We start from the raw sequence: 18,609 nt of genomic DNA, 5'->3' as shown, positions 1-18,609 counted from the left end.
GGATTAAGCTTGTAATGCAGGGTTTAGTCCCATTTCTTTTAAATATCTGAAATGTGCGACAATTGCTTTACGAGTGGTTTTGTATTCTTTGTATGGAAGATTAAATTCCAAAGCAGTCTCTTTAACTATTTTTGAAATTTTAGTATAATGTACGTGACTAATTTGTGGGAAAATATGATGTTCCACTTGATGATTCAATCCGCCAGTAAACCAATTGACAATTTTGCTCTTGGTTCCAAAATTAATTGTGTTTTCCAATTGGTGAATGGCCCAAGTGTTTTTCATGGTACCGTTTTCTTCAGGTAATGGCATTTCAGCATCCTCCATAACATGTGCCAACTGAAAAACAACACTTAAAATAAGACCCGCAACATAATGCATAATAAAGAATCCAATCAACACTTGCCACCAAGGAATGTTAGTTATAACCAACGGTAGTACAATCCAGATGGATACATAAATTATTTTTGAAATGACAAGTTTGCTCCATTCCGTTCTAGGATTAGGGAATTTTCCGTAAGATAATTTGCGCTTCAAATAGCGTTTCATTTGAAGATAATCGGTAGTAATAGCCCAGTTGATCGTCAACAGGCCATAAAGTAAAACCGAATAATAATGTTGAAATTTATGATGTTTGTGCCACTCTGCATGTTTAGAAAAACGTAAGATTCTACCCGCTTCTAAATCTTCATCATGTCCATGAATGTTAGTGTAAGTATGGTGGAGCACATTGTGTTGTACTTTCCAATTGTAAACGTTTCCAGCCAAAATATAGATACTGCTTCCCATTAACCGATTCACCCATTCTTTATTCGAAAACGCACCATGATTACCGTCGTGCATCACATTCATTCCTACGCCAGCCATGCCTATACCCATAACTATGGTTAATAGCAACATTGCCCAAGCGGGTAAATCAAGCGTAAGAATTAAAAAATAAGGTGTTAAGAACAACGAAAACATCACAACGGTTTTTATCCATAACTGCCAGTTTCCTGTGCGTTTAATATTGTTATCTTTAAAATAATCGTTAACGCGTTTATTTAATGTTCTGAAAAATTTCGCAGAATCGTTTCTGGAGAAGGAGAGCGCCTGTTGTGTCATTGTATTATGTTTACTAGGATAACTTCAAAAATCAAGCCATCATATAGAGAAAGCGCAAAGATAATCATTTATTGTGGCGGTTGTGATAAGAATATGCTAAAAATATCCATATTAAATTGCTTATTTTTGCTGAAAATTTAAGCAGAATGCAACTTATTCAACATTATTTTCCAGATTTATCTGAACTACAATTAAAGCAATTTGAACAGTTAGAAGCGCTTTATAAAGATTGGAACCTTAAAATTAACGTGGTTTCCCGTAAAGATATTGATGAGCTGTATTTAAGGCATGTGCTCCATTCTTTGGCTATTGCGAAATTTATTGCCTTTAAACCGGGAACTAAAATAATAGACGTGGGCACAGGCGGTGGTTTTCCTGGAATTCCTCTGGCCATCATGTTTCCGGAAACTGATTTTCACTTGGTGGACAGTATTGCCAAAAAAGTGAAAGTTGTGGATGAGGTGGTTGAAGGACTAAGATTGACCAATGTTAAAACATCACACTGTCGTGTGGAAGAGGTTAAGGATACTTATGATTTTGTGGTGAGTAGGGCTGTAGCAGCAATGCCCACCTTTGTGCATTGGGTAAAAGACAGAGTTGCTAAAAAACAAAAACACGAACTCAAAAATGGTATTATCTATTTAAAGGGGGGCGATTTGGCTGAAGAGTTGGTTGACTTTCCAAAAGCTACCGTATATGATCTTTCCGATTACTATAAGGAAGAGTTCTTTGAAACTAAAAAGCTCGTTCATTTGCCTTTAAAATATAAAGGCTAAATTTCCAAGAAGCCTTTCATAGGTCTTTCTAAAGGCTTTAAAAACAAAAAATCCCCAAACGCGAGTTTGAGGATTTTTTTTATCAATTAAAAATTCAGATTATCCTAAAAATGGATAACGGTAATCTGTTGGTGTTACAAACGTTTCTTTAATCATTCGTGGAGAAATCCAGCGCAATAGGTTTTGCGCGCTTCCTGCTTTGTCATTGGTTCCTGATGCTCTTGCACCACCAAATGGTTGTTGTCCAACCACAGCACCTGTTGGTTTGTCATTGATGTAGAAGTTTCCAGCGGCATTTTGAAGTACTTTAGTAGCCTCGTCAATAGCATAACGATCCTTTGCAAGGATAGCGCCTGTTAACGCATATTCGCTAGTACCATCCACCAATTGAAGGGTCTTACTGAAATCTTTATCTTCATACACATACACTGTCATTACAGGGCCAAAAAGTTCTGTACACATCGTGCTGTATTTTGGATCTGTAGTTTCTATAACTGTTGGCTCTATAAAGTAACCTTTACTCTTATCATAGTTTCCACCTGAAATAATGGTAGCGTTTTTATCTTTTTTAGCTTGATCAATATAACTTGCTAATTTATCAAACGAATCTTCGTGGATTACAGCGGTCATGAAATTGCTCATGTCTTCAGGAGATCCCATTTTAAAGGTTTTCAGGTCCTCAATAACATACTTCTTAACATCATTCCAGATGCTTTTTGAAATATACGCTCTGGACGCAGCACTACATTTTTGACCCTGAAATTCAAAAGCACCTCTTACAATTGCGGTAGCTACTTGTTTGGCATCTGCTGTTTTGTGAGCTACAATAAAATCTTTTCCTCCGGTTTCTCCAACAATTCTTGGATAGGTTTTATAATTTTTAATGTTATTTCCGATTTTTGTCCAAAGGTTCTGAAACACATTTGTTGATCCTGTATAGTGTAATCCTGAAAAATCCGGACTTGCCATAACGCTTTCCGTAATCATTGCAGGGTCGCCAAACACAACATTGATAACTCCCGCAGGAACGCCTGCTTCTTCAAAAACGTCCATAATCACTTTTGCAGAATAGATTTGATGGTTACTTGGTTTCCAAATAACAACATTCCCCATTAAGGCCATACATGATGGCAAGTTGCCTGCAATAGCCGTAAAGTTAAAAGGCGTAACAGCATAGGTAAACCCTTCTAAAGGCCTGTACTCAATTCGGTTCCAGGCATCACTTGTACTTGCTGGTTGATCATTGAAGATCTCCGTCATAAACTGCACATTGAACCTTAAGAAGTCAATCAACTCACAGGCAGAATCAATTTCAGCTTGATGGATTGTTTTAGATTGTGCAATCATGGTTGCTGCATTGATTTTTGCACGGTAAGGACCAGCAATCAATTCTGCAGCTTTAAGGAAAATACCTGCACGGTGCTCCCATGGTAAATCTGCCCACGCCTGTCGTGCCGCTAATGCCGTTGCAATAGCCTCTTCAACATGTTTCTTCTCAGCCAAATGGTAGGTTCCAACTACATGCTGATGATCATGTGGTGGAGACATCGTTCTTGTGTTGTTTGTTTTAATATGTTTGCCATTGATGTATAATGGTACATCAACAGTGCTCTTGTACATCTTTGCATATTCTGCTAGAACAGCTTCACGTTCTGGCGATCCCGGAGCATATGTCTTTACAGGTTCATTTACCGCTACTGGTACCTTGAAAAATCCTTTTCCCATGAGTATTTTAGTTTGAAAGTTTAAAAATTTAAGTCTCAAAGGTACAAAAAATTGAATGTTTAGTAAGCCGTTCAGCTGCTAAAAGGACGTTAAAAGTGGCGGTTCTCTATACGGGTCTTGTAAGTGCAGACATTGGCGTATAAGTTGTTGTTTGAAATAGGGGAAAAGGTTTTAAGAATACTTGGAAGTTTTTTAAGATGCGTTGCATGAAAAATCAGACGACGCTCATTCCAATGAGCGTTTAATTAGTGAAACTCAATTTTTAAAAGTTGCGAAGCAATGAATTAAAAATTGTTAGTTGAACTAATCCCGCTTTTTAGCGGGATCCTTGGGTTTTATTCCCCGACGCTCTGCGTCGAAATAAAAAAGGAACCTCTACTTGATACCTCGTACCCTTGGGTCGAGGTTGTTCATTTGCAAGCAGAGGTCAAAACCAACAAGATTTTGAGAGTAAAGCATTTCTAAACAACTAAACTATAAGTGAAATGAGTTGTGCTCTGTCTTAAAATAAATCAAATTTAATTTAAGGCGAATGGCGCGCTCAATTTAAACGTTGGAATATACACCTTAAATTTATTGGTAGTGGTAAAATTGACCATATTATAATGTCCCTGCATTGCCCCAAAAGGTGATGCTAATAGACATCCTGATCTGTAGGTATGAAGCTCTCCAGGTTTTAAAACTGGTTTTTTTCCAATAACACCTTCGCCTTCAACAATCTCATTATTGTTTAGGGCGTCCAATATCCGCCAATGGCGAGACGTTAACTGCACAGCGTTTTTACTCTGATTTTCAATAGTTACTTTATACCCAAAAGCATAATGTACTTTATAATTTTTATAGAAAGTACCTTCAAAAACCGTTTCTACACTGATCTTAATGCCACTTGTAACTTGCTGTACCATAATTGAATATTGTTTTGGTATATGCTAAAATAGTATAATTTAAAAGATTTCAATAATTTATTTTATGTAAGATGTAACGCAATCGAGAATTTGGCATTTATTTAACTAAAAACGGGTCGTACTGTTCTATACTGTAGACGCTTCCTCATTTTAGAGACCACCAACTCTAAATACATCTAATTTGAGATGTTTACGGAAGATGCTTCTCCCATCCCAATTAAGCGGTCATAACGTGCGCCCAAATCTCTGTAATACACCAATACCTTGTAATTATTTTCGGTTTGGTAATAGTCGCCACTAATGGCGCCTTCATGCAAAATTCCATCTGCATCGGTCACAACATATTTATAATTATAAAAGCCTTGTTTTAATCGGAACGCACATTCATACAGTCCACTCTCCTGATTAAATAGAAGTTGATTGTCAGGTTCTAAGGCATAATTATTAAAATTCCCGTAGACGTATATGGATTCGCCATTAGTCAGCTCAGGATACTGCAAGCCAAAGTGCATCATGGTATAATCAGCTTCAATAGAAACGTCTTCAGTGTCTACAGCAGTAATCAGAAAATTCCCGTTGATGTCTGGATTATAAGTGTAAATCTGGTTGGCCCTTGAAGTATTTATAAATAGATAATTATGATAAATATCTTTTAAATCGATAAACTGAACGCCCACATTTGCGGCTCTGACATCCTTGTTTTCAAAGTAAAGATATTCATTACCACCCCAAAAACTGGTTTCTGAAGTATATTTGTAGATCAGTTGATTGCCTAAGGTATATTGCGGTTTTACATTAGAAATTGCGGTATTGAGATTGTTGTTCTGAATGATCAAGCTCTTCACATTTTCTAGAGGATTGTTAAAGTTGAAATTAGAATTGTTAATCACAATATCAACCGATTGTTTTTTGTCAATAAATTTTACATCCCGCGATCGCTTAACTGAAACGCCCACATTCACTAAGTCTTCATAAATCATGAATTTTCTTGAAAACACCAATTCATCGTCGTCATTAAAAATACTGATGAGGTAATTGCCCGTTACCAATAATCCCCGAGTTTGTTGGTTGGGAATTTGGAGCCTATAATGCGAATAGATTTGATAAGTGTTGAATGAATTTTTGTAATCCTGTATGCGCTGATTATCAAACCCAGTTAAGTATTCGGATTTAACCAAATTAGAAGGCGTCCAATCGTAATTATAATGCTCAATGACATAATAAAAATCGGGTTCATTACCATTAAGCGCATCAAATTCCAGCACGAGCGGTTCTCCCAATTTTAAAATAGGTAATTGACTTTCATTGGTACTGCCTCTAAAGGCTATCGTTTTTATATCCTTGGGCGGATGGACTTCTTCAACCTGTGAGAAGGCAAAACCTGTAAAGAATAATAGTACTATAAAATGCTTAAACTGTAAGGACATCAAGATGCAATTTGAAAGTAAAGATAAACAAAAATTACGCCGTAAAGTTTACGCAATCGATACCGTATAAATTTTATGACATTAATTATGAAATCTGCATTAAAAATTTGTAAATTTGCACCGATTTTTAGTGTTATAAAATCACATTTACTATAACTATTAACAAATAGACTTATAACATGTCAAACGACATTACTATTAAAAAAGGTCTCGATATCAAACTTAAGGGTGAAGCTGAAAAAACCACTGAAAAGGCCGTTTTGAGCAACTTTTACACTCTAAGACCTGAAGACTTCCACGGTGTTATTCCAAAATTAATTTTAAAAGAAGGTGCGAGAGTACAAGCAGGAGAACCTATCTTTTATGATAAATCCAATTCGGCAGTGAAATTTGTTTCGCCCGTATCTGGAGAAATTATTGAAATAGAGCGTGCTGAAAAAAGACGTATCGTGGGCATTAAAATCCAAGCCGATAAAGAGCAATCGTATCAGGATAACGGAAAGTTTAATGTAGATGCTGTAGATGCTGAAACCGTAAAGGCGCATTTATTGGCCACCGGATGTTGGCCGTTTATCAAGCAACGTCCTTATGATATTATTGCGAAGCCAGAAAATGCTCCAAAGGCAATTTTCATATCGGCATATGCAAGTGCTCCTTTAGCCGCTGACCTTGATTATGTGCTTCTAGGTAAAGAAGCTGAATTGCAAGCTGCGATTACAGCTTTGGGCAAATTGACGGAAGGAAAGGTTCATGTAAGCGTTGGTAGTAAATCAAACTCACCGTTATCTGGTCTTTCAGGCATCACACTGCATAAAGTATCAGGTCCACACCCCTCTGGGAATGTGGGTACACAAATCAATAAAATTGACCCCGTTAATAAAGGCGAAGTCGTTTGGACTCTTGCAGCTCAAGACTTGGTGATTATTGGAGAGTTGTTATTAACAGGTAAGTTCAATGCTGAACGTATTGTAGCGCTTGTTGGATCTTCAGTTAAAAAGCCACGTTACTTTGTAACCAAAATAGCGAGTGAAGTGTCTACAATGGTCTATGACAATGGAGTAGAGCAAAACGGTAATGATCGTATCATCTCTGGGAACGTATTGACGGGCAAACATGTTAAGCCTGATGGTTATTTAGATTATTACAGTAACATAATTACTATAATTCCTGAAGGAGATGATTATGAATTCTTCGGATGGAATAAGCCGGTTTTTGATAAAATTTCCAGTACAAGAGCGTTGACGTTCTCTTGGCTGACTCCAAATAAGAAATATGATTTGGATACAAATACCAATGGAGAACATCGTAATTTTGTGTTGACAGGGAATTATGAGGAAGTGTTTCCGTTGGATATTTACCCAATGCAAATTTTAAAATCTTGTCTGTATGAAGATTTGGATGAAATGGAAGCTTTAGGGATGTACGAAGTTGCCCCTGAAGATTTTGCATTGACTGAATTTGTGTGTGTTTCTAAACAACCGCACCAACAAATTATCAGAAAAGGTTTGGACGTAATGATTAAAGAAATTGGTTAAACATGGGCTTGAAAAGTAATTTACATAGTTTAAAAGAAAAATATAGAGGCACCAAAATGGCGCCGGCGTTCAATGCGTTGCATACCTTTTTGTATGCGCCAAATGAAACGACGCATAGTGGTTCTCATATTAGAGTTGTGGACGATCTGAAACGAACCATGAACACGGTCATTTTGGCTTTAGTTCCTTGCTTGATTTTTGGAATGTTCAATGCAGGTTACCAACACCATTTGGCATTAGGAGATATTGGTCGTGCTGACGGATTTTTCAGTGCTATTTTTTGGTCTTGGGACAACTTGGTTATCGGTCTTTGGAAGGTGTTGCCATTAGTTATCGTTTCTTACGGTGTAGGATTGGCAATTGAATTTCTCTTTGCAGTAATCAAAGGTCATGAAGTTGAAGAAGGGTATTTGGTAACCGGAATGTTAGTACCGTTAATTGTACCTATAGATACACCACTTTGGATGCTTGCCGTAGCAGTAACGTTTGGAGTTGTCATTGGGAAAGAAGTTTTTGGTGGTACGGGAATGAATATCCTAAATCCAGCCTTAACCATCCGTGCCTTTTTATTCTTTGCTTATCCTACATGGATGTCTGGAGATAAGGTTTGGGTACATGGTGCAGTTGCCAGAGATAAAGCCATTGCAGCCGGACAAAATATAGACGCTATTTCTGGTGAAACAGTTTTAGGTAGTTTGGCCCAAAATCATGAACCAGCGTATTCAGTAGCGGATATGTTCTTCGGAATGATTCCAGGCTCAGTGGGTGAAACTTCTACAATGTTAATCTTATTGGGAGCCTTATTCTTAATCTTTACAAAAATTGGAAGTTGGAGAATCATCGTCTCTACAGTATTAGGAGCGCTTACGATGGGCTTAATATTTAACTTTGTAGTATCTCAAGGTTGGATCACTGAAAGCAGTAAATTCTTCGGGTTGATGAGCACCACATGGTGGCACCATTTACTGATTGGTGGTTTTGCTTTTGGAGCTGTATATATGGCTACTGATCCTGTAACAGGCTCTCAGACCAATATAGGAAAATGGTATTACGGATTTTTTATAGGATTTATTTCCATCTTAATCCGTGTGTTTAACCCTGCATACCCAGAAGGTGTCATGCTGGCAATATTATTAATGAATGTGTTTGCACCTACCATTGATCATTATGTAGTGCAAGGTAATGTGAAGAAAAGAATGAAACGTTTAAAAGTTAAAACGGCTTAAGAATGGAAAAGAGAACAGATAAAAATTCATATACCATACTATTTGCCGTAGTTATGGTGGTAGTAGTTGGTGCATTGTTGGCCTTTACAGCGTCATCATTAAAGCCAACTATTACTGAAAATCAGCGTGTAGAAAAACAACAGAATATACTTTACGCCATGGGCATCAATGATAATGATGAATCCAGTGCCATATTTATATCTACCAAAAAAGCTCCTGAGGCATTCAAAAATAATATTACAGACCAGTTGGTGATTACGATTGACACCAATGGGAAAATTATTAAGACGCAAACCCGAGACGAATACTTTGCAGAAACTAAGCAGGAACCTTACCTGATTGATGTAAAAAAACAACAGACAAACGCTAAACAAGGAGAGCCTAGAAAATTACCTTTGTTTGTGGGTCAGAAAGATGGTAAAACGCTATATGTGGCTCCTATTTATGGAAAAGGACTTTGGAATTCTATATGGGGTTATGTTGCAGTAGATAAGGATATGGTGGTGCAAGGCGCTTACTTTGATCATCTAGGCGAAACACCTGGATTAGGGGCAAACATTAAGCAACGTTTTTTTATGGATGACTTTTATGGTGAGCATTTATTATCTGAGGCGGGTGTTTTTAAAGGAATTACAGTTGCTAAAGGAAATGCTGATCCTAAAAATAATGATAAAACTGATAATGCTGTAGATGCTATTGCGGGCGCAACCATTACTGGAGACGGTGTAACAGCGATGATCAAAAGCGATCTAAAGCTTTACAAACCTTATTTTGACACTTTAAAAAACAATTAATCTATGGGACTTTTATCTAAAAAAGATACAAAATTAATTACTGATCCATTAGCTGACAACAACCCTATCACCATTCAGGTTCTTGGAATCTGTTCTGCTTTGGCTATTACTGCAGAGTTGAAAGCTTCCATAGTTATGGCTATTTCAGTATTGTTTGTATTGGGCATCGGAAACGTGGTCATATCCTTACTAAGAAATATCATTCCATCTAAAATTAGAATTATTGTACAACTTGTAGTCGTTGCTGCTTTAGTAATTATTGTGGATCAGGTATTGAAAGCATTTGCTTATGAATTAAGTAAAACACTTTCAGTGTTTGTTGGACTGATCATTACCAACTGTATTATCATGGGGCGTTTTGAAGCATTTGCATTAGGAAATGGACCTTGGCGTTCATTTTTGGACGGGATTGGTAACGCTGCGGGTTATGGGGTAATATTGGTTATAGTTGGCTTTTTCAGAGAGTTGCTAGGCTCAGGAACTTTATTGGGTTTTCCTGTATTGGGCAATCCAATTCCAGGAGAACAAACAGGGCTATACGCATTTGGATATGAGAATAACGGATTTATGTTATTATCGCCAATGGCATTGATCGTTATTGGTATCATCATCTGGATCCAACGTAGTAGAAACAAAGATTTAATAGAAGACTAACATTAGAAGTCTCCAGGTATCAGTGAGCAGTTAAATGCGACTGGAATAATAAAACTTGAGGTACTTTAAGTACTAAAACTTATAACTTAAAAAATGGAACACATAGAATTATTTTTTAAATCGATCTTTATAGATAATATGGTATTTGCAACCTTCCTTGGGATGTGTTCTTACCTTGCCGTATCTAAAAAAGTAGCTACAGCAGTTGGTCTTGGTGCTGCGGTCATCTTTGTTTTGGCCATTACGGTGCCTTTAAACTGGTTGTTGGATCAGTACATATTAAAAGAAGGTGCGCTAGTTTGGTTAGGTGAAGAATACGCAAGCTACGACTTGAGTTTCCTTTCTTTTATCATGTTTATCGCCACCATTGCGACCATGGTACAATTGGTAGAAATTGTGGTTGAGAAATTTTCACCGTCTTTATATAATTCACTAGGTATTTTCTTACCATTAATTGCTGTTAACTGCGCCATTTTAGGAGGGTCATTATTTATGCAATCTAGAGATATCCAAACTTTAGGATTGGCATTTAATTATGGTGTGTCGTCCGGGATTGGTTGGTTTTTGGCAATTCTTACCATTGCTGCCATCCGTGAGAAAATAAGATATTCAAACGTTCCTCCGGCCTTAAGAGGTTTAGGAATTACGTTTATCATTACCGGATTAATGGCGATTGGGTTTATGAGTTTTGGAGGTATGTTAACTGGTGGAGATGAGCCAGAAGTAGCTAAAGGAACTGTCGTACAAGAAGGGGATAAAGAACTTTCTCAAGTTGAGAAAACAGCAGAAGATAAACAAACGTTGAACATTACTAAAGTTAACGAATAAGATGATTTTATTAGCAGCAGGAACCTTAGGTACCATTATAGCAACAGTAGCAGCCTTTTTAGTAATTACGCTGTTATTGGTAACATTATTGCTCTTTGTAAAACAGAAGTTATCACCATCAGGTCCAGTAAAGATCATGATTAATGGTGAGCGTGAGATTGAAGTATCTTCTGGAAATAGTTTACTACAAACGCTTAGTGCAGAAAAAATATTCTTGCCATCAGCCTGTGGTGGGGGTGGTACATGTATTCAATGTGAATGTCATGTATTATCTGGAGGAGGTGAAGCGCTTCCAACAGAAACACCACATTTTACAAGAAAAGAATTACAACATGGCATTCGTTTATCTTGTCAGGTTAAAGTAAAACAGGATATGGAAATCACCATTCCTGAGGAAGTTTTTGGGATTAAGAAATGGGAAGCAACCGTTGTTAGAAATTATAACGTCGCCTCTTTTATTAAGGAATTTGTGGTTGAGATTCCGGAAGACATGGGCTATAAAGCTGGTGGGTATATCCAAATTGAAATTCCACCGTGTACTGTAAAGTTTGAAGATATGGACATTACAGCGCATCCTGAAGAACACGAAACACCAGATAAATTTCAAGCAGAATGGGATAAGTTTAAGTTGTGGCCATTAGTAATGAAAAATGATGAGACTGTTGAGCGTGCCTATTCTATGGCTTCTTATCCAGCAGAAGGACGTGAGGTCATGTTAAATGTGCGTATTGCAACACCACCTTTTGATCGTGCTAAAAACGGTTGGATGGATGTCAATCCTGGTATTGCATCCTCTTATATCTTTAATCAGAAAAAAGGTGATAAAGTGACTATTTCAGGTCCTTATGGTGAATTCTTCATCAATGAGTCCGATTCAGAAATGTTGTACGTAGGTGGAGGTGCTGGTATGGCACCAATGCGTTCTCACTTATACCACTTATTTAAAACCTTAAAAACTGGTCGTAAAGTAACGTATTGGTATGGTGGTCGATCTAAACGTGAGTTGTTCTACCTAGAGCATTTCCGTGAGTTAGAAAGAGAATTCCCTAACTTTAAATTTTACTTAGCCTTGTCTGAACCTATGGAAGAAGACAATTGGAAAGTCAAAGAAAATATTGATGCTCCAGGAGATGGTTTCGTTGGGTTTATTCACAATTGTGTGATTGATAACTACCTCAATCACCATGAATCACCAGAAGATATCGAATTGTATTTCTGCGGTCCACCGTTGATGAACCAAGCCGTTCAAAAAATGGGTGAAGACTTCGGAATCCCTGATGAGAACATCAGATTTGATGACTTTGGAGGCTAGGCGATAATGGCCATTTCATTAAAGCGTCATGGCGATATAGCATAGTGATTTTATCAATGAACCTTAGTTATAATATACACCTACTTTTGTAGACAACTTAAACCCAATACGAAAGTGTTGGGTTTTTTTATGATCGGACGTCATCCAATTGGTTACGTGGCTGGTCATTTATAGATTCAAATAGGTTCGAATAGTCCATAATATTGTCAATACCATCTAATGCACATAACAAGGCTACCGTGGCACTCAAACCTTCAAAAAAAACCACTTTGCTCCTCGGGTTTTTTGGTTTCGTTCCGTTATGTCCCAATGGTAAGGAATACCCACAACCTCTGAGAAACGTGGCTTCTATTTGTAACAACTCAGAAGGGGAATAGCCGTTGAATGTTCTTCCAAAATTTTGATGCACTAAGCCCACATAATTTAATTGTAAGGAGCCATGATTATCTGATAAATGTTTCCAAGCATCAGTGTTGTCTAAAATGTTTCCGACGGCACATTGCTTACAGCATTCGGGATGGAGTGCATTGGAGTGAAATGCAGTGTACAATTTCTGTATGGCCAGGTCCAATCGGTGTGAAGTCTTCATAGCAAGGTGTTTATGACTATTAAGATACAGAAAATAACAAATTAGATGAAGAATTTAAATGGATTTAACAGAATTCAACTGAATCATTCTCTCAACGAACATTTGCTGATATTCGTGTATGGCACCATTAATTTCTATTTTACTAAAGACCCTAATTGTTGGCATTATTGTATTTTTGTAGTATGAGCAAAGCACTTACACCACAGGAATTACATAACCTCGCCATGAACCATGTTGGAAAGGAACTGGAACAACGAGGCTTTGAATTTATAGCCATTAATAGCAAACTTAAAAAACATCCGCAGTTTGTCTGTATGGATAAGACCAAGCAGTATTTTTTTGTCATCGTTAAGGCGGTGATGCTTCCTGAAAATCCGAATAACTACGATATGATCTGGATGGAAACATTTAAGAAGCATGCACGGGAAAATGATGCGAAAGTGTTATATGCCGGCGTTGGCCTTGGCAATCCAAACGGCGAAGAATTACCAGTGTATTTGAATGAAGAGTACTTGATTGAATACAATGGCATACAAGTGGTCGAAACCAATTTGAATTAAGAGTTGACGATGCAAAAACCAGTCTACATATTGAAAATTCTGATGCAACAGCGTCGATACCTTTTAGGTGTTCTTTTCCTATTAACTATTATTTCTTGCAAAGAAGAGCGAAGAAATACCGTGATGTCTGGCGAAGTTTTTGGAACCACCTATGGGGTCCAATATTATTCAGAAGATAGGGTCAACTTTCAAAGGGAATTTGATAGTTTATTCCAAGTCATCAATGCCTCTATGTCTACGTATCAGGCGGACTCAGATATTTCAAAAATTAACCATAACGAAGCAGTTACTGTTGATTCACATTTTCAAACCGTATTTAATGCCTCTAAGCGAATTTATGAAGCAACAGAAGGTGTTTTCGATCCGACAATAGGCGTTTTGGTCAATGCGTGGGACTTTGGACCCGAAGGTACCATTGTCGCGCTGGACAGTCTAAAAATTGATAGTTTAATGTTGACCGTAGGGTTGGATAAGGTAAGCTTAAAGAAGAACAGCGTATTTAAAGAAAACCCGAACACCTTTATTGATTTTAATGCCATAGCCAAGGGGTATGGTGTAGATGTGATTGCCAATTTTTTAGAACGCCAGAATATCATGAACTATCTTGTTGAAATAGGAGGTGAAATCAGATGTAAAGGTCAGAACTTTGAAAATCAGAAACCGTGGCGAGTAGGTGTAGAACTGCCTCATTTTGATGCCGAGCAGTCCATCTTAAAAGCCATTACATTATATGATGAAGCCATGGCAACATCGGGAACCTATCGTAAATTTAAAACCGATAGCTTAGGCAATCGCTATTCTCATATTATCGATACCAAAACAGGATATCCCAGTAAAACGAATTTATTGAGTATTTCAGTGATTTCTAAGGATTGTATGACGGCAGATGCTTACGCCACCGCGTTTAAAGCAATGGGAATTGAGAAAGTAAAGGCCTTTACAGCAATTCATCCAGAATTAAAAGTCTTCTTGATTTTTGAAAATGATCAAAAAGAATTGGAAACCTTATCCTTAAACAACTTTCCTGAAGATTAACAATCTTTGTCATTCCGACAAAGGAGGAATCCCCAAAAAAAAAAATAACTGTTTTGTCATTCCGACGAAGGAGGAATCCCATACTCAGGCTCCTTCGCGATTATTAAGAATGCACAAATAAAACCTTAAACATCTTCCCTAAAAATTAAAGATATTATAATTCCCACGAAGGACCTATTTTGTCATTCCAACAATGGAATTGTTTTGTCATTCCGACGAAGGAGGAATCCCATAAGAAAGGGTAACAGACAAGAGCCTATGAATGGATTAGATAACTGTTCCGAAATCCGATAAACATTATGCTTTTGTTTTAAAACCATGCAACAGAATTAAAAACCTCATCCTTAAACAACTTTACTGAAGATCAACACCCTACTTTGTCATTCCGACGAAGGAGGAATCCCATAAGGAAGGTGAAAATCCAGAAATCCGTGTACCGTTATACAATTGTTTCAAAATTTCAAAAACTCTAAACCTCTATGTTCAAACGATACTAGGCAATACACCGTGTATCTCTGTGCAATCCATCAGTAACTAAAATTCTTCTTGATTTTTGAAATGATCAACAAGAATTGGAAACCTCATTCTTAAACAACTTTCCTGAAGATTAACACACTTCTTTGTCATTCCGACGAAAGGAGGAATCCCATAAAGAACAAGAATAATAAATTGCCCGAGAATAACACCTTAAATAAATTCTACTTCCGCACCACCGGAATAATCTCCCCTTTCGCCAAACAATACTGCGTCACTTCAGAATCAGAAAGCGTCGCCGTAAAATCAACTTCCTCAACCTCGAAACCAATAGAGCGAAGCTTGTCAAAATAATCCCTACCGTAAATCCTAACATGATCATATTGTCCAAAAATAGCCGCGCGTTCCTTCTGATCCGTAATACTATCGTCTTCAAAAGTCTCTGCTCTATTCAAATCCTGCGGAATCTGAAAAATACCATACCCTCCAGGTTTCATAACGCGATATAATTCTTGCATTGCTTTAGTATCGTCCGGAATATGTTCCAATACATGATTACATAAAATGATATCAAATTCATCGTTTCTAAACGGAAGACTGCAAATATCCGCTTTCACATCTGCCAATGGCGAATTCAAATCGGTTGTCACATAATCCAAATGCTTCATTGCTCTAAAACGTTTGTAAAATGCCTGTTCCGGTGCAAAATGCAAAACTTTTTTTGGTACAGTAAAAAAATCCGTTTCACTGTTGAGATACAACCACAATAAGCGGTGGCGTTCCAAACTCAATGTAGAGGGCGATAGTACATTGTTGCGCTGGGTACCATAGCCATAAGGCAAAAAGGTTTTAAAACTCTTTCCATCTATAGGATCCGTAAATCGGTCACCCTTTAAAAAGAAAGCTAAAACAGGGCGTGCCACATAGCTCAACCGGATCAAAATGGGCCTTGGGATGGTGTTGAGGATTATTTTAAAGAGTTTTTTCAAGTAGTTACACAGAGGTTCACAGAGAAAACGCAGAGATTCACAGAGGTGAATTAATGAAACGTTTGATACCTGTAGTTAAAAGTTTAGTATGAAAGTTAATGAGCAATCCTTTAGGGAAATGCCCCAATTTTAAATAGGTTAATATTTGCGCGTAATGGACATCAGTGAACTTATCGACAGTTTTTATTTCTATAACAACCTCATTCTCGACCAATAAATCAATTCGATAGCCATGATCAAGCTTAATGTCTTTGTAAATAATGGGTAGCGGAATTTCTTGTTGCACATCAAAACCTTGAGATTTAAGTTCAAAATATAAACACTTTTGATATGCTGACTCCAACAATCCAGGACCTAAAGTTCTATGAACTTCTATGGCTGCTCCAATAATGCGTTCCGTCAATTTATCGTTCATAACTCTCAGTGTATCTCAGTGAATCCTCCGCGCATCTCCGTGAAAGAGCTAAAGAACCAATGCCTCCCGCCTAAACTCCTCCTCCTCATCAGATACAATCCCCAAGGCTTCATAAACATACCCAAAAGTTGACAAGATTTCTGGTTTCCCATCAATAATGGCAACATCATGTTCAAAATGTGCACTTGGTTTGCCGTCTAAAGTGACAATTGTCCAACCATCATCCAATTGTTTGATACGATGCGTCCCTAAATTGATCATAGGCTCAATGGCCACAACCATCCCTTCAATAAATTTCTTTCCACGTCCGCGTTTGCCATAATTTGGCATTTCAGGGTCTTCGTGCATTTTTTTACCCAAACCGTGTCCTACCAATTCACGGACCACACCGTAACCTTCAGCTTCACAATACTGTTGAATGGCATAGCCAACATCACCCACACGATTGCCTACCCTCAGCTCTCTAATACCAACATATAAAGATTCTTTGGTAATTTGAAGGAGTTTTTTATTTTCAGGAGTCACTTCGCCAATTTCAAAGGTATAGGCATGGTCTCCGTAAAATTCATTCTTTATGGCCCCACAGTCAATGGCTACCACATCCCCTTCTTTTAAAGGTACATTGGTAGGTAATCCATGAACTACGGCTTCATTGGTACTACAAAGTAAAGTAGACGGACAATCATAAAGACCTAAAAATCCAGGAATGGCACCCTGTTCTCGAATAAATTCTTCAGCCATCTTGTCCAATTGCATGGTCGTAACACCTGGTTTTACTTCCTTGGCCAACATGCCTAAAGTTTTGGAAACAATGAGTGCGCTTTCGCGCATCAACTCTATTTCTTCTCGTGTTTTTTGTATAATCATTGTAAAAAAAATATTGGCAAAGATACTTAAAATAAATGGGGTGGACATTTTTTTGAAAACATGACTTTCGACAGTTTTTTACTGGATTTTGTTAGATAATTTTGTCATTAAATTGAAAATCATGTACAAATCAGTTGCTGCAGAAGAAGCCTTAAAGGCAGTCAAATCCAATGATCGTGTTTATATACAAGCAGCAGCAGCTGCCCCGCAATTGTTAGTTAATGCTTTGGCCAACAGACATGAAGAACTTAGAAATGTGGAAATTTGCCAACTGCATACTGAAGGGGAGGCGCCTTATGCCAATCCGGAGTTGAGAGACAGTTTTCATGTCAATTGTTTCTTTATCGGTAAAAACGTCAGACATACCATCAAGGCTGGGAACGGTTCCTATACCCCCGTATTTTTAAGTGAATTGCCGTTGCTGTTTAAGCGCCGCATCTTAGAATTGGACGTTGTTTTGATTCATGTTTCTGTACCAGATAGGCATGGGTATTGTTCTTTGGGTGTTTCTGTAGAAGCTACTCTGTCGGCTATTGACAATGCCAAATATGTCATTGCACAGGTCAATAAACAAATGCCGAGAACGCATGGTGCCGGCATAATTCATATATCAGAAATTGACGCGTTTGTAGATTGTGACGAAGCATTACCCATTCATGAAATGGCAGAGCCTACTGCAACAGAAGGACAGATAGGCGATTTTGTGGCAGGATTGATTGAAGATAGGAGCACGCTGCAAATGGGAATTGGCAGTATTCCAAATGCCGTATTGACCAGATTGACAAACCATAAAGATTTAGGTTTGCACACTGAAATGTTTAGTGATGGTGTTATTGATTTGATATTAAAAAATGTGATCAATGGCAATTATAAAAATATCAATAGAGGGCGAGCGTTGGCAACATTTTTAATGGGTTCCAAACGTTTGTATGATTATGTTGATGACAATCCGTTTATTGAAATGCGTGCCTCAAATTATACAAATGATGTGTCTATTATCAAACAAAATCCAAAGATGGTGGCTATTAATTCTGCGATTGAAGTAGATGTAACGGGACAAGTGTGTGCAGATTCCATAGGATCTAAAATGTACTCGGGGGTGGGTGGTCAAATGGATTTTATCAGAGGGGCTTCGTTAAGTGACGGTGGAAAAGCGATCATTGCCTTGCCATCACAAACCACATCAGGAATTAGCCGTATAGTGCCCAGTTTAAAACCTGGTGCTGGCGTAGTGACTACAAGAGCTCATGTCCATTATGTAGTAACCGAATACGGTATTGCTGAACTTTACGGCAAAACAATTAAAAATCGGGTAAAGGCTTTGGTCCGCATTTCACATCCAAATCATCAAGAAACCATTGACCGTCAATATTTCGATTTACTGAGAAATTAAT

Annotated in this window: 18 protein-coding genes; 10 read left to right on the top strand and 8 right to left on the bottom strand. The window is 37.7% G+C overall.

Features of this window, described 5'->3' with window-relative positions; genetic code table 11:
• Nucleotides 1-3: 3 nt before the first annotated feature.
• Nucleotides 4-1,104, bottom strand: coding sequence for a fatty acid desaturase family protein (locus JEM65_RS00450; RefSeq protein WP_199596576.1), 1,101 nt, complete (start codon nt 1,102-1,104; stop codon nt 4-6).
• Nucleotides 1,105-1,250: 146 nt separating this feature from the next.
• On the opposite strand from JEM65_RS00450, the gene rsmG reads away from it, so the two are divergent.
• Nucleotides 1,251-1,880 (top strand): 16S rRNA (guanine(527)-N(7))-methyltransferase RsmG, encoded by a 630-nt coding sequence (gene rsmG, locus JEM65_RS00445; protein WP_199596575.1) that lies wholly within the window; start codon nt 1,251-1,253, stop codon nt 1,878-1,880.
• A 99-nt stretch (nt 1,881-1,979) separates the two neighbouring features.
• Here rsmG and pruA read toward each other — a convergent pair whose 3' ends face one another.
• From pruA to JEM65_RS00430, 3 genes are all read right to left on the bottom strand, one after another.
• The gene (gene pruA, locus JEM65_RS00440; RefSeq protein WP_199596574.1) at nt 1,980-3,605 is read right to left on the bottom strand and encodes an L-glutamate gamma-semialdehyde dehydrogenase; all 1,626 of its coding nucleotides are present in this window, start codon (nt 3,603-3,605) and stop codon (nt 1,980-1,982) included.
• Between the two features lie 518 nt (nt 3,606-4,123).
• Nucleotides 4,124-4,510 (bottom strand): Co2+/Mg2+ efflux protein ApaG, encoded by a 387-nt coding sequence (gene apaG, locus JEM65_RS00435; protein WP_199596573.1) that lies wholly within the window; start codon nt 4,508-4,510, stop codon nt 4,124-4,126.
• Between the two features lie 176 nt (nt 4,511-4,686).
• Entirely contained in the window at nt 4,687-5,937 is a 1,251-nt protein-coding gene (locus JEM65_RS00430; protein WP_199596572.1) for a DUF5103 domain-containing protein, read from the bottom strand.
• Between the two features lie 179 nt (nt 5,938-6,116).
• On the opposite strand from JEM65_RS00430, the gene JEM65_RS00425 reads away from it, so the two are divergent.
• From JEM65_RS00425 to nqrF, 6 genes are all read left to right on the top strand, one after another.
• Nucleotides 6,117-7,472 carry a Na(+)-translocating NADH-quinone reductase subunit A gene (locus JEM65_RS00425; protein ID WP_199596571.1) on the top strand — a complete coding sequence of 452 codons (1,356 nt, stop codon included), beginning with the start codon at nt 6,117-6,119 and terminating at the stop codon, nt 7,470-7,472.
• Between the two features lie 2 nt (nt 7,473-7,474).
• Entirely contained in the window at nt 7,475-8,698 is a 1,224-nt protein-coding gene (locus tag JEM65_RS00420; protein WP_199596570.1) for an NADH:ubiquinone reductase (Na(+)-transporting) subunit B, read from the top strand.
• 2 nt (nt 8,699-8,700) lie between these two features.
• On the top strand, nt 8,701-9,492 hold the full coding sequence (locus JEM65_RS00415; RefSeq protein ID WP_199596569.1) for a Na(+)-translocating NADH-quinone reductase subunit C: 792 nt from the start codon (nt 8,701-8,703) through the stop codon (nt 9,490-9,492).
• 3 nt (nt 9,493-9,495) lie between these two features.
• The gene (locus tag JEM65_RS00410; protein WP_199596568.1) at nt 9,496-10,146 is read left to right on the top strand and encodes an NADH:ubiquinone reductase (Na(+)-transporting) subunit D; all 651 of its coding nucleotides are present in this window, start codon (nt 9,496-9,498) and stop codon (nt 10,144-10,146) included.
• A 93-nt stretch (nt 10,147-10,239) separates the two neighbouring features.
• The gene (gene nqrE, locus JEM65_RS00405) at nt 10,240-10,974 is read left to right on the top strand and encodes an NADH:ubiquinone reductase (Na(+)-transporting) subunit E (RefSeq protein ID WP_199596567.1); all 735 of its coding nucleotides are present in this window, start codon (nt 10,240-10,242) and stop codon (nt 10,972-10,974) included.
• Nucleotides 10,975-10,978: 4 nt separating this feature from the next.
• Nucleotides 10,979-12,286, top strand: coding sequence for an NADH:ubiquinone reductase (Na(+)-transporting) subunit F (gene nqrF, locus JEM65_RS00400; RefSeq protein ID WP_199596676.1), 1,308 nt, complete (start codon nt 10,979-10,981; stop codon nt 12,284-12,286).
• 127 nt (nt 12,287-12,413) lie between these two features.
• Here nqrF and JEM65_RS00395 read toward each other — a convergent pair whose 3' ends face one another.
• Nucleotides 12,414-12,875 carry a Na(+)-translocating NADH-quinone reductase subunit F gene (locus JEM65_RS00395; protein ID WP_199596566.1) on the bottom strand — a complete coding sequence of 154 codons (462 nt, stop codon included), beginning with the start codon at nt 12,873-12,875 and terminating at the stop codon, nt 12,414-12,416.
• A 182-nt stretch (nt 12,876-13,057) separates the two neighbouring features.
• On the opposite strand from JEM65_RS00395, the gene JEM65_RS00390 reads away from it, so the two are divergent.
• Together JEM65_RS00390 and JEM65_RS00385 are read left to right on the top strand one after the other, a co-directional pair.
• Nucleotides 13,058-13,435 carry a Na(+)-translocating NADH-quinone reductase subunit F gene (locus JEM65_RS00390; RefSeq protein WP_199596565.1) on the top strand — a complete coding sequence of 126 codons (378 nt, stop codon included), beginning with the start codon at nt 13,058-13,060 and terminating at the stop codon, nt 13,433-13,435.
• Between the two features lie 9 nt (nt 13,436-13,444).
• Complete coding sequence (locus tag JEM65_RS00385; protein ID WP_233530454.1) at nt 13,445-14,470, top strand: FAD:protein FMN transferase; 1,026 nt, start codon at nt 13,445-13,447, stop codon at nt 14,468-14,470.
• A gap of 698 nt (nt 14,471-15,168) precedes the next feature.
• On the opposite strand, the gene JEM65_RS00380 is transcribed toward JEM65_RS00385, so the two are convergent.
• Genes JEM65_RS00380 through map form a run of 3 tightly spaced genes read right to left on the bottom strand, consistent with a single transcriptional unit; the run spans nt 15,169 to nt 17,215 of the window.
• Nucleotides 15,169-15,933 (bottom strand): class I SAM-dependent methyltransferase, encoded by a 765-nt coding sequence (locus tag JEM65_RS00380; protein ID WP_199596564.1) that lies wholly within the window; start codon nt 15,931-15,933, stop codon nt 15,169-15,171.
• Nucleotides 15,934-15,970: 37 nt separating this feature from the next.
• On the bottom strand, nt 15,971-16,348 hold the full coding sequence (locus tag JEM65_RS00375) for a GxxExxY protein (protein ID WP_199596563.1): 378 nt from the start codon (nt 16,346-16,348) through the stop codon (nt 15,971-15,973).
• A gap of 48 nt (nt 16,349-16,396) precedes the next feature.
• On the bottom strand, nt 16,397-17,215 hold the full coding sequence (gene map / locus JEM65_RS00370) for a type I methionyl aminopeptidase (RefSeq protein WP_199596562.1): 819 nt from the start codon (nt 17,213-17,215) through the stop codon (nt 16,397-16,399).
• Between the two features lie 121 nt (nt 17,216-17,336).
• Between map and JEM65_RS00365 the strand changes: the two genes are divergently transcribed.
• A complete protein-coding gene (locus JEM65_RS00365) occupies nt 17,337-18,608 on the top strand; it encodes an acetyl-CoA hydrolase/transferase family protein (protein WP_199596561.1) in 1,272 nt (423 codons plus the stop codon).
• The last annotated feature ends 1 nt before the right edge of the window (nt 18,609 follow it).

This window comes from Gelidibacter salicanalis, assembly GCF_016469035.1.
In the GTDB taxonomy this organism is placed as follows: Bacteria; Bacteroidota; Bacteroidia; order Flavobacteriales; family Flavobacteriaceae; genus Gelidibacter; species Gelidibacter salicanalis_A.
Note: the sequence above shows the minus strand (reverse complement) of the source record. Positions and strands in the feature narration are given on the sequence as shown.

Excerpts from the sequence above, each read along its gene's own strand:
- apaG (WP_199596573.1), bottom strand. The coding sequence starts at position 4,510 with ATGGTACAGCAAGTTACAAGTGGCATTAAGATCAGTGTAGAAACGGTT.
- JEM65_RS00450 (WP_199596576.1), bottom strand. The coding sequence starts at position 1,104 with ATGACACAACAGGCGCTCTCCTTCTCCAGAAACGATTCTGCGAAATTT.
- JEM65_RS00375 (WP_199596563.1), bottom strand. The coding sequence starts at position 16,348 with ATGAACGATAAATTGACGGAACGCATTATTGGAGCAGCCATAGAAGTT.
- JEM65_RS00385 (WP_233530454.1), top strand. The coding sequence starts at position 13,445 with ATGCAAAAACCAGTCTACATATTGAAAATTCTGATGCAACAGCGTCGA.
- JEM65_RS00390 (WP_199596565.1), top strand. The coding sequence starts at position 13,058 with ATGAGCAAAGCACTTACACCACAGGAATTACATAACCTCGCCATGAAC.
- JEM65_RS00365 (WP_199596561.1), top strand. The coding sequence starts at position 17,337 with ATGTACAAATCAGTTGCTGCAGAAGAAGCCTTAAAGGCAGTCAAATCC.
- JEM65_RS00395 (WP_199596566.1), bottom strand. The coding sequence starts at position 12,875 with ATGAAGACTTCACACCGATTGGACCTGGCCATACAGAAATTGTACACT.
- pruA (WP_199596574.1), bottom strand. The coding sequence starts at position 3,605 with ATGGGAAAAGGATTTTTCAAGGTACCAGTAGCGGTAAATGAACCTGTA.
- JEM65_RS00415 (WP_199596569.1), top strand. The coding sequence starts at position 8,701 with ATGGAAAAGAGAACAGATAAAAATTCATATACCATACTATTTGCCGTA.
- map (WP_199596562.1), bottom strand. The coding sequence starts at position 17,215 with ATGATTATACAAAAAACACGAGAAGAAATAGAGTTGATGCGCGAAAGC.
- rsmG (WP_199596575.1), top strand. The coding sequence starts at position 1,251 with ATGCAACTTATTCAACATTATTTTCCAGATTTATCTGAACTACAATTA.
- JEM65_RS00410 (WP_199596568.1), top strand. The coding sequence starts at position 9,496 with ATGGGACTTTTATCTAAAAAAGATACAAAATTAATTACTGATCCATTA.
- JEM65_RS00430 (WP_199596572.1), bottom strand. The coding sequence starts at position 5,937 with ATGTCCTTACAGTTTAAGCATTTTATAGTACTATTATTCTTTACAGGT.
- JEM65_RS00425 (WP_199596571.1), top strand. The coding sequence starts at position 6,117 with ATGTCAAACGACATTACTATTAAAAAAGGTCTCGATATCAAACTTAAG.
- nqrE (WP_199596567.1), top strand. The coding sequence starts at position 10,240 with ATGGAACACATAGAATTATTTTTTAAATCGATCTTTATAGATAATATG.
- JEM65_RS00420 (WP_199596570.1), top strand. The coding sequence starts at position 7,475 with ATGGGCTTGAAAAGTAATTTACATAGTTTAAAAGAAAAATATAGAGGC.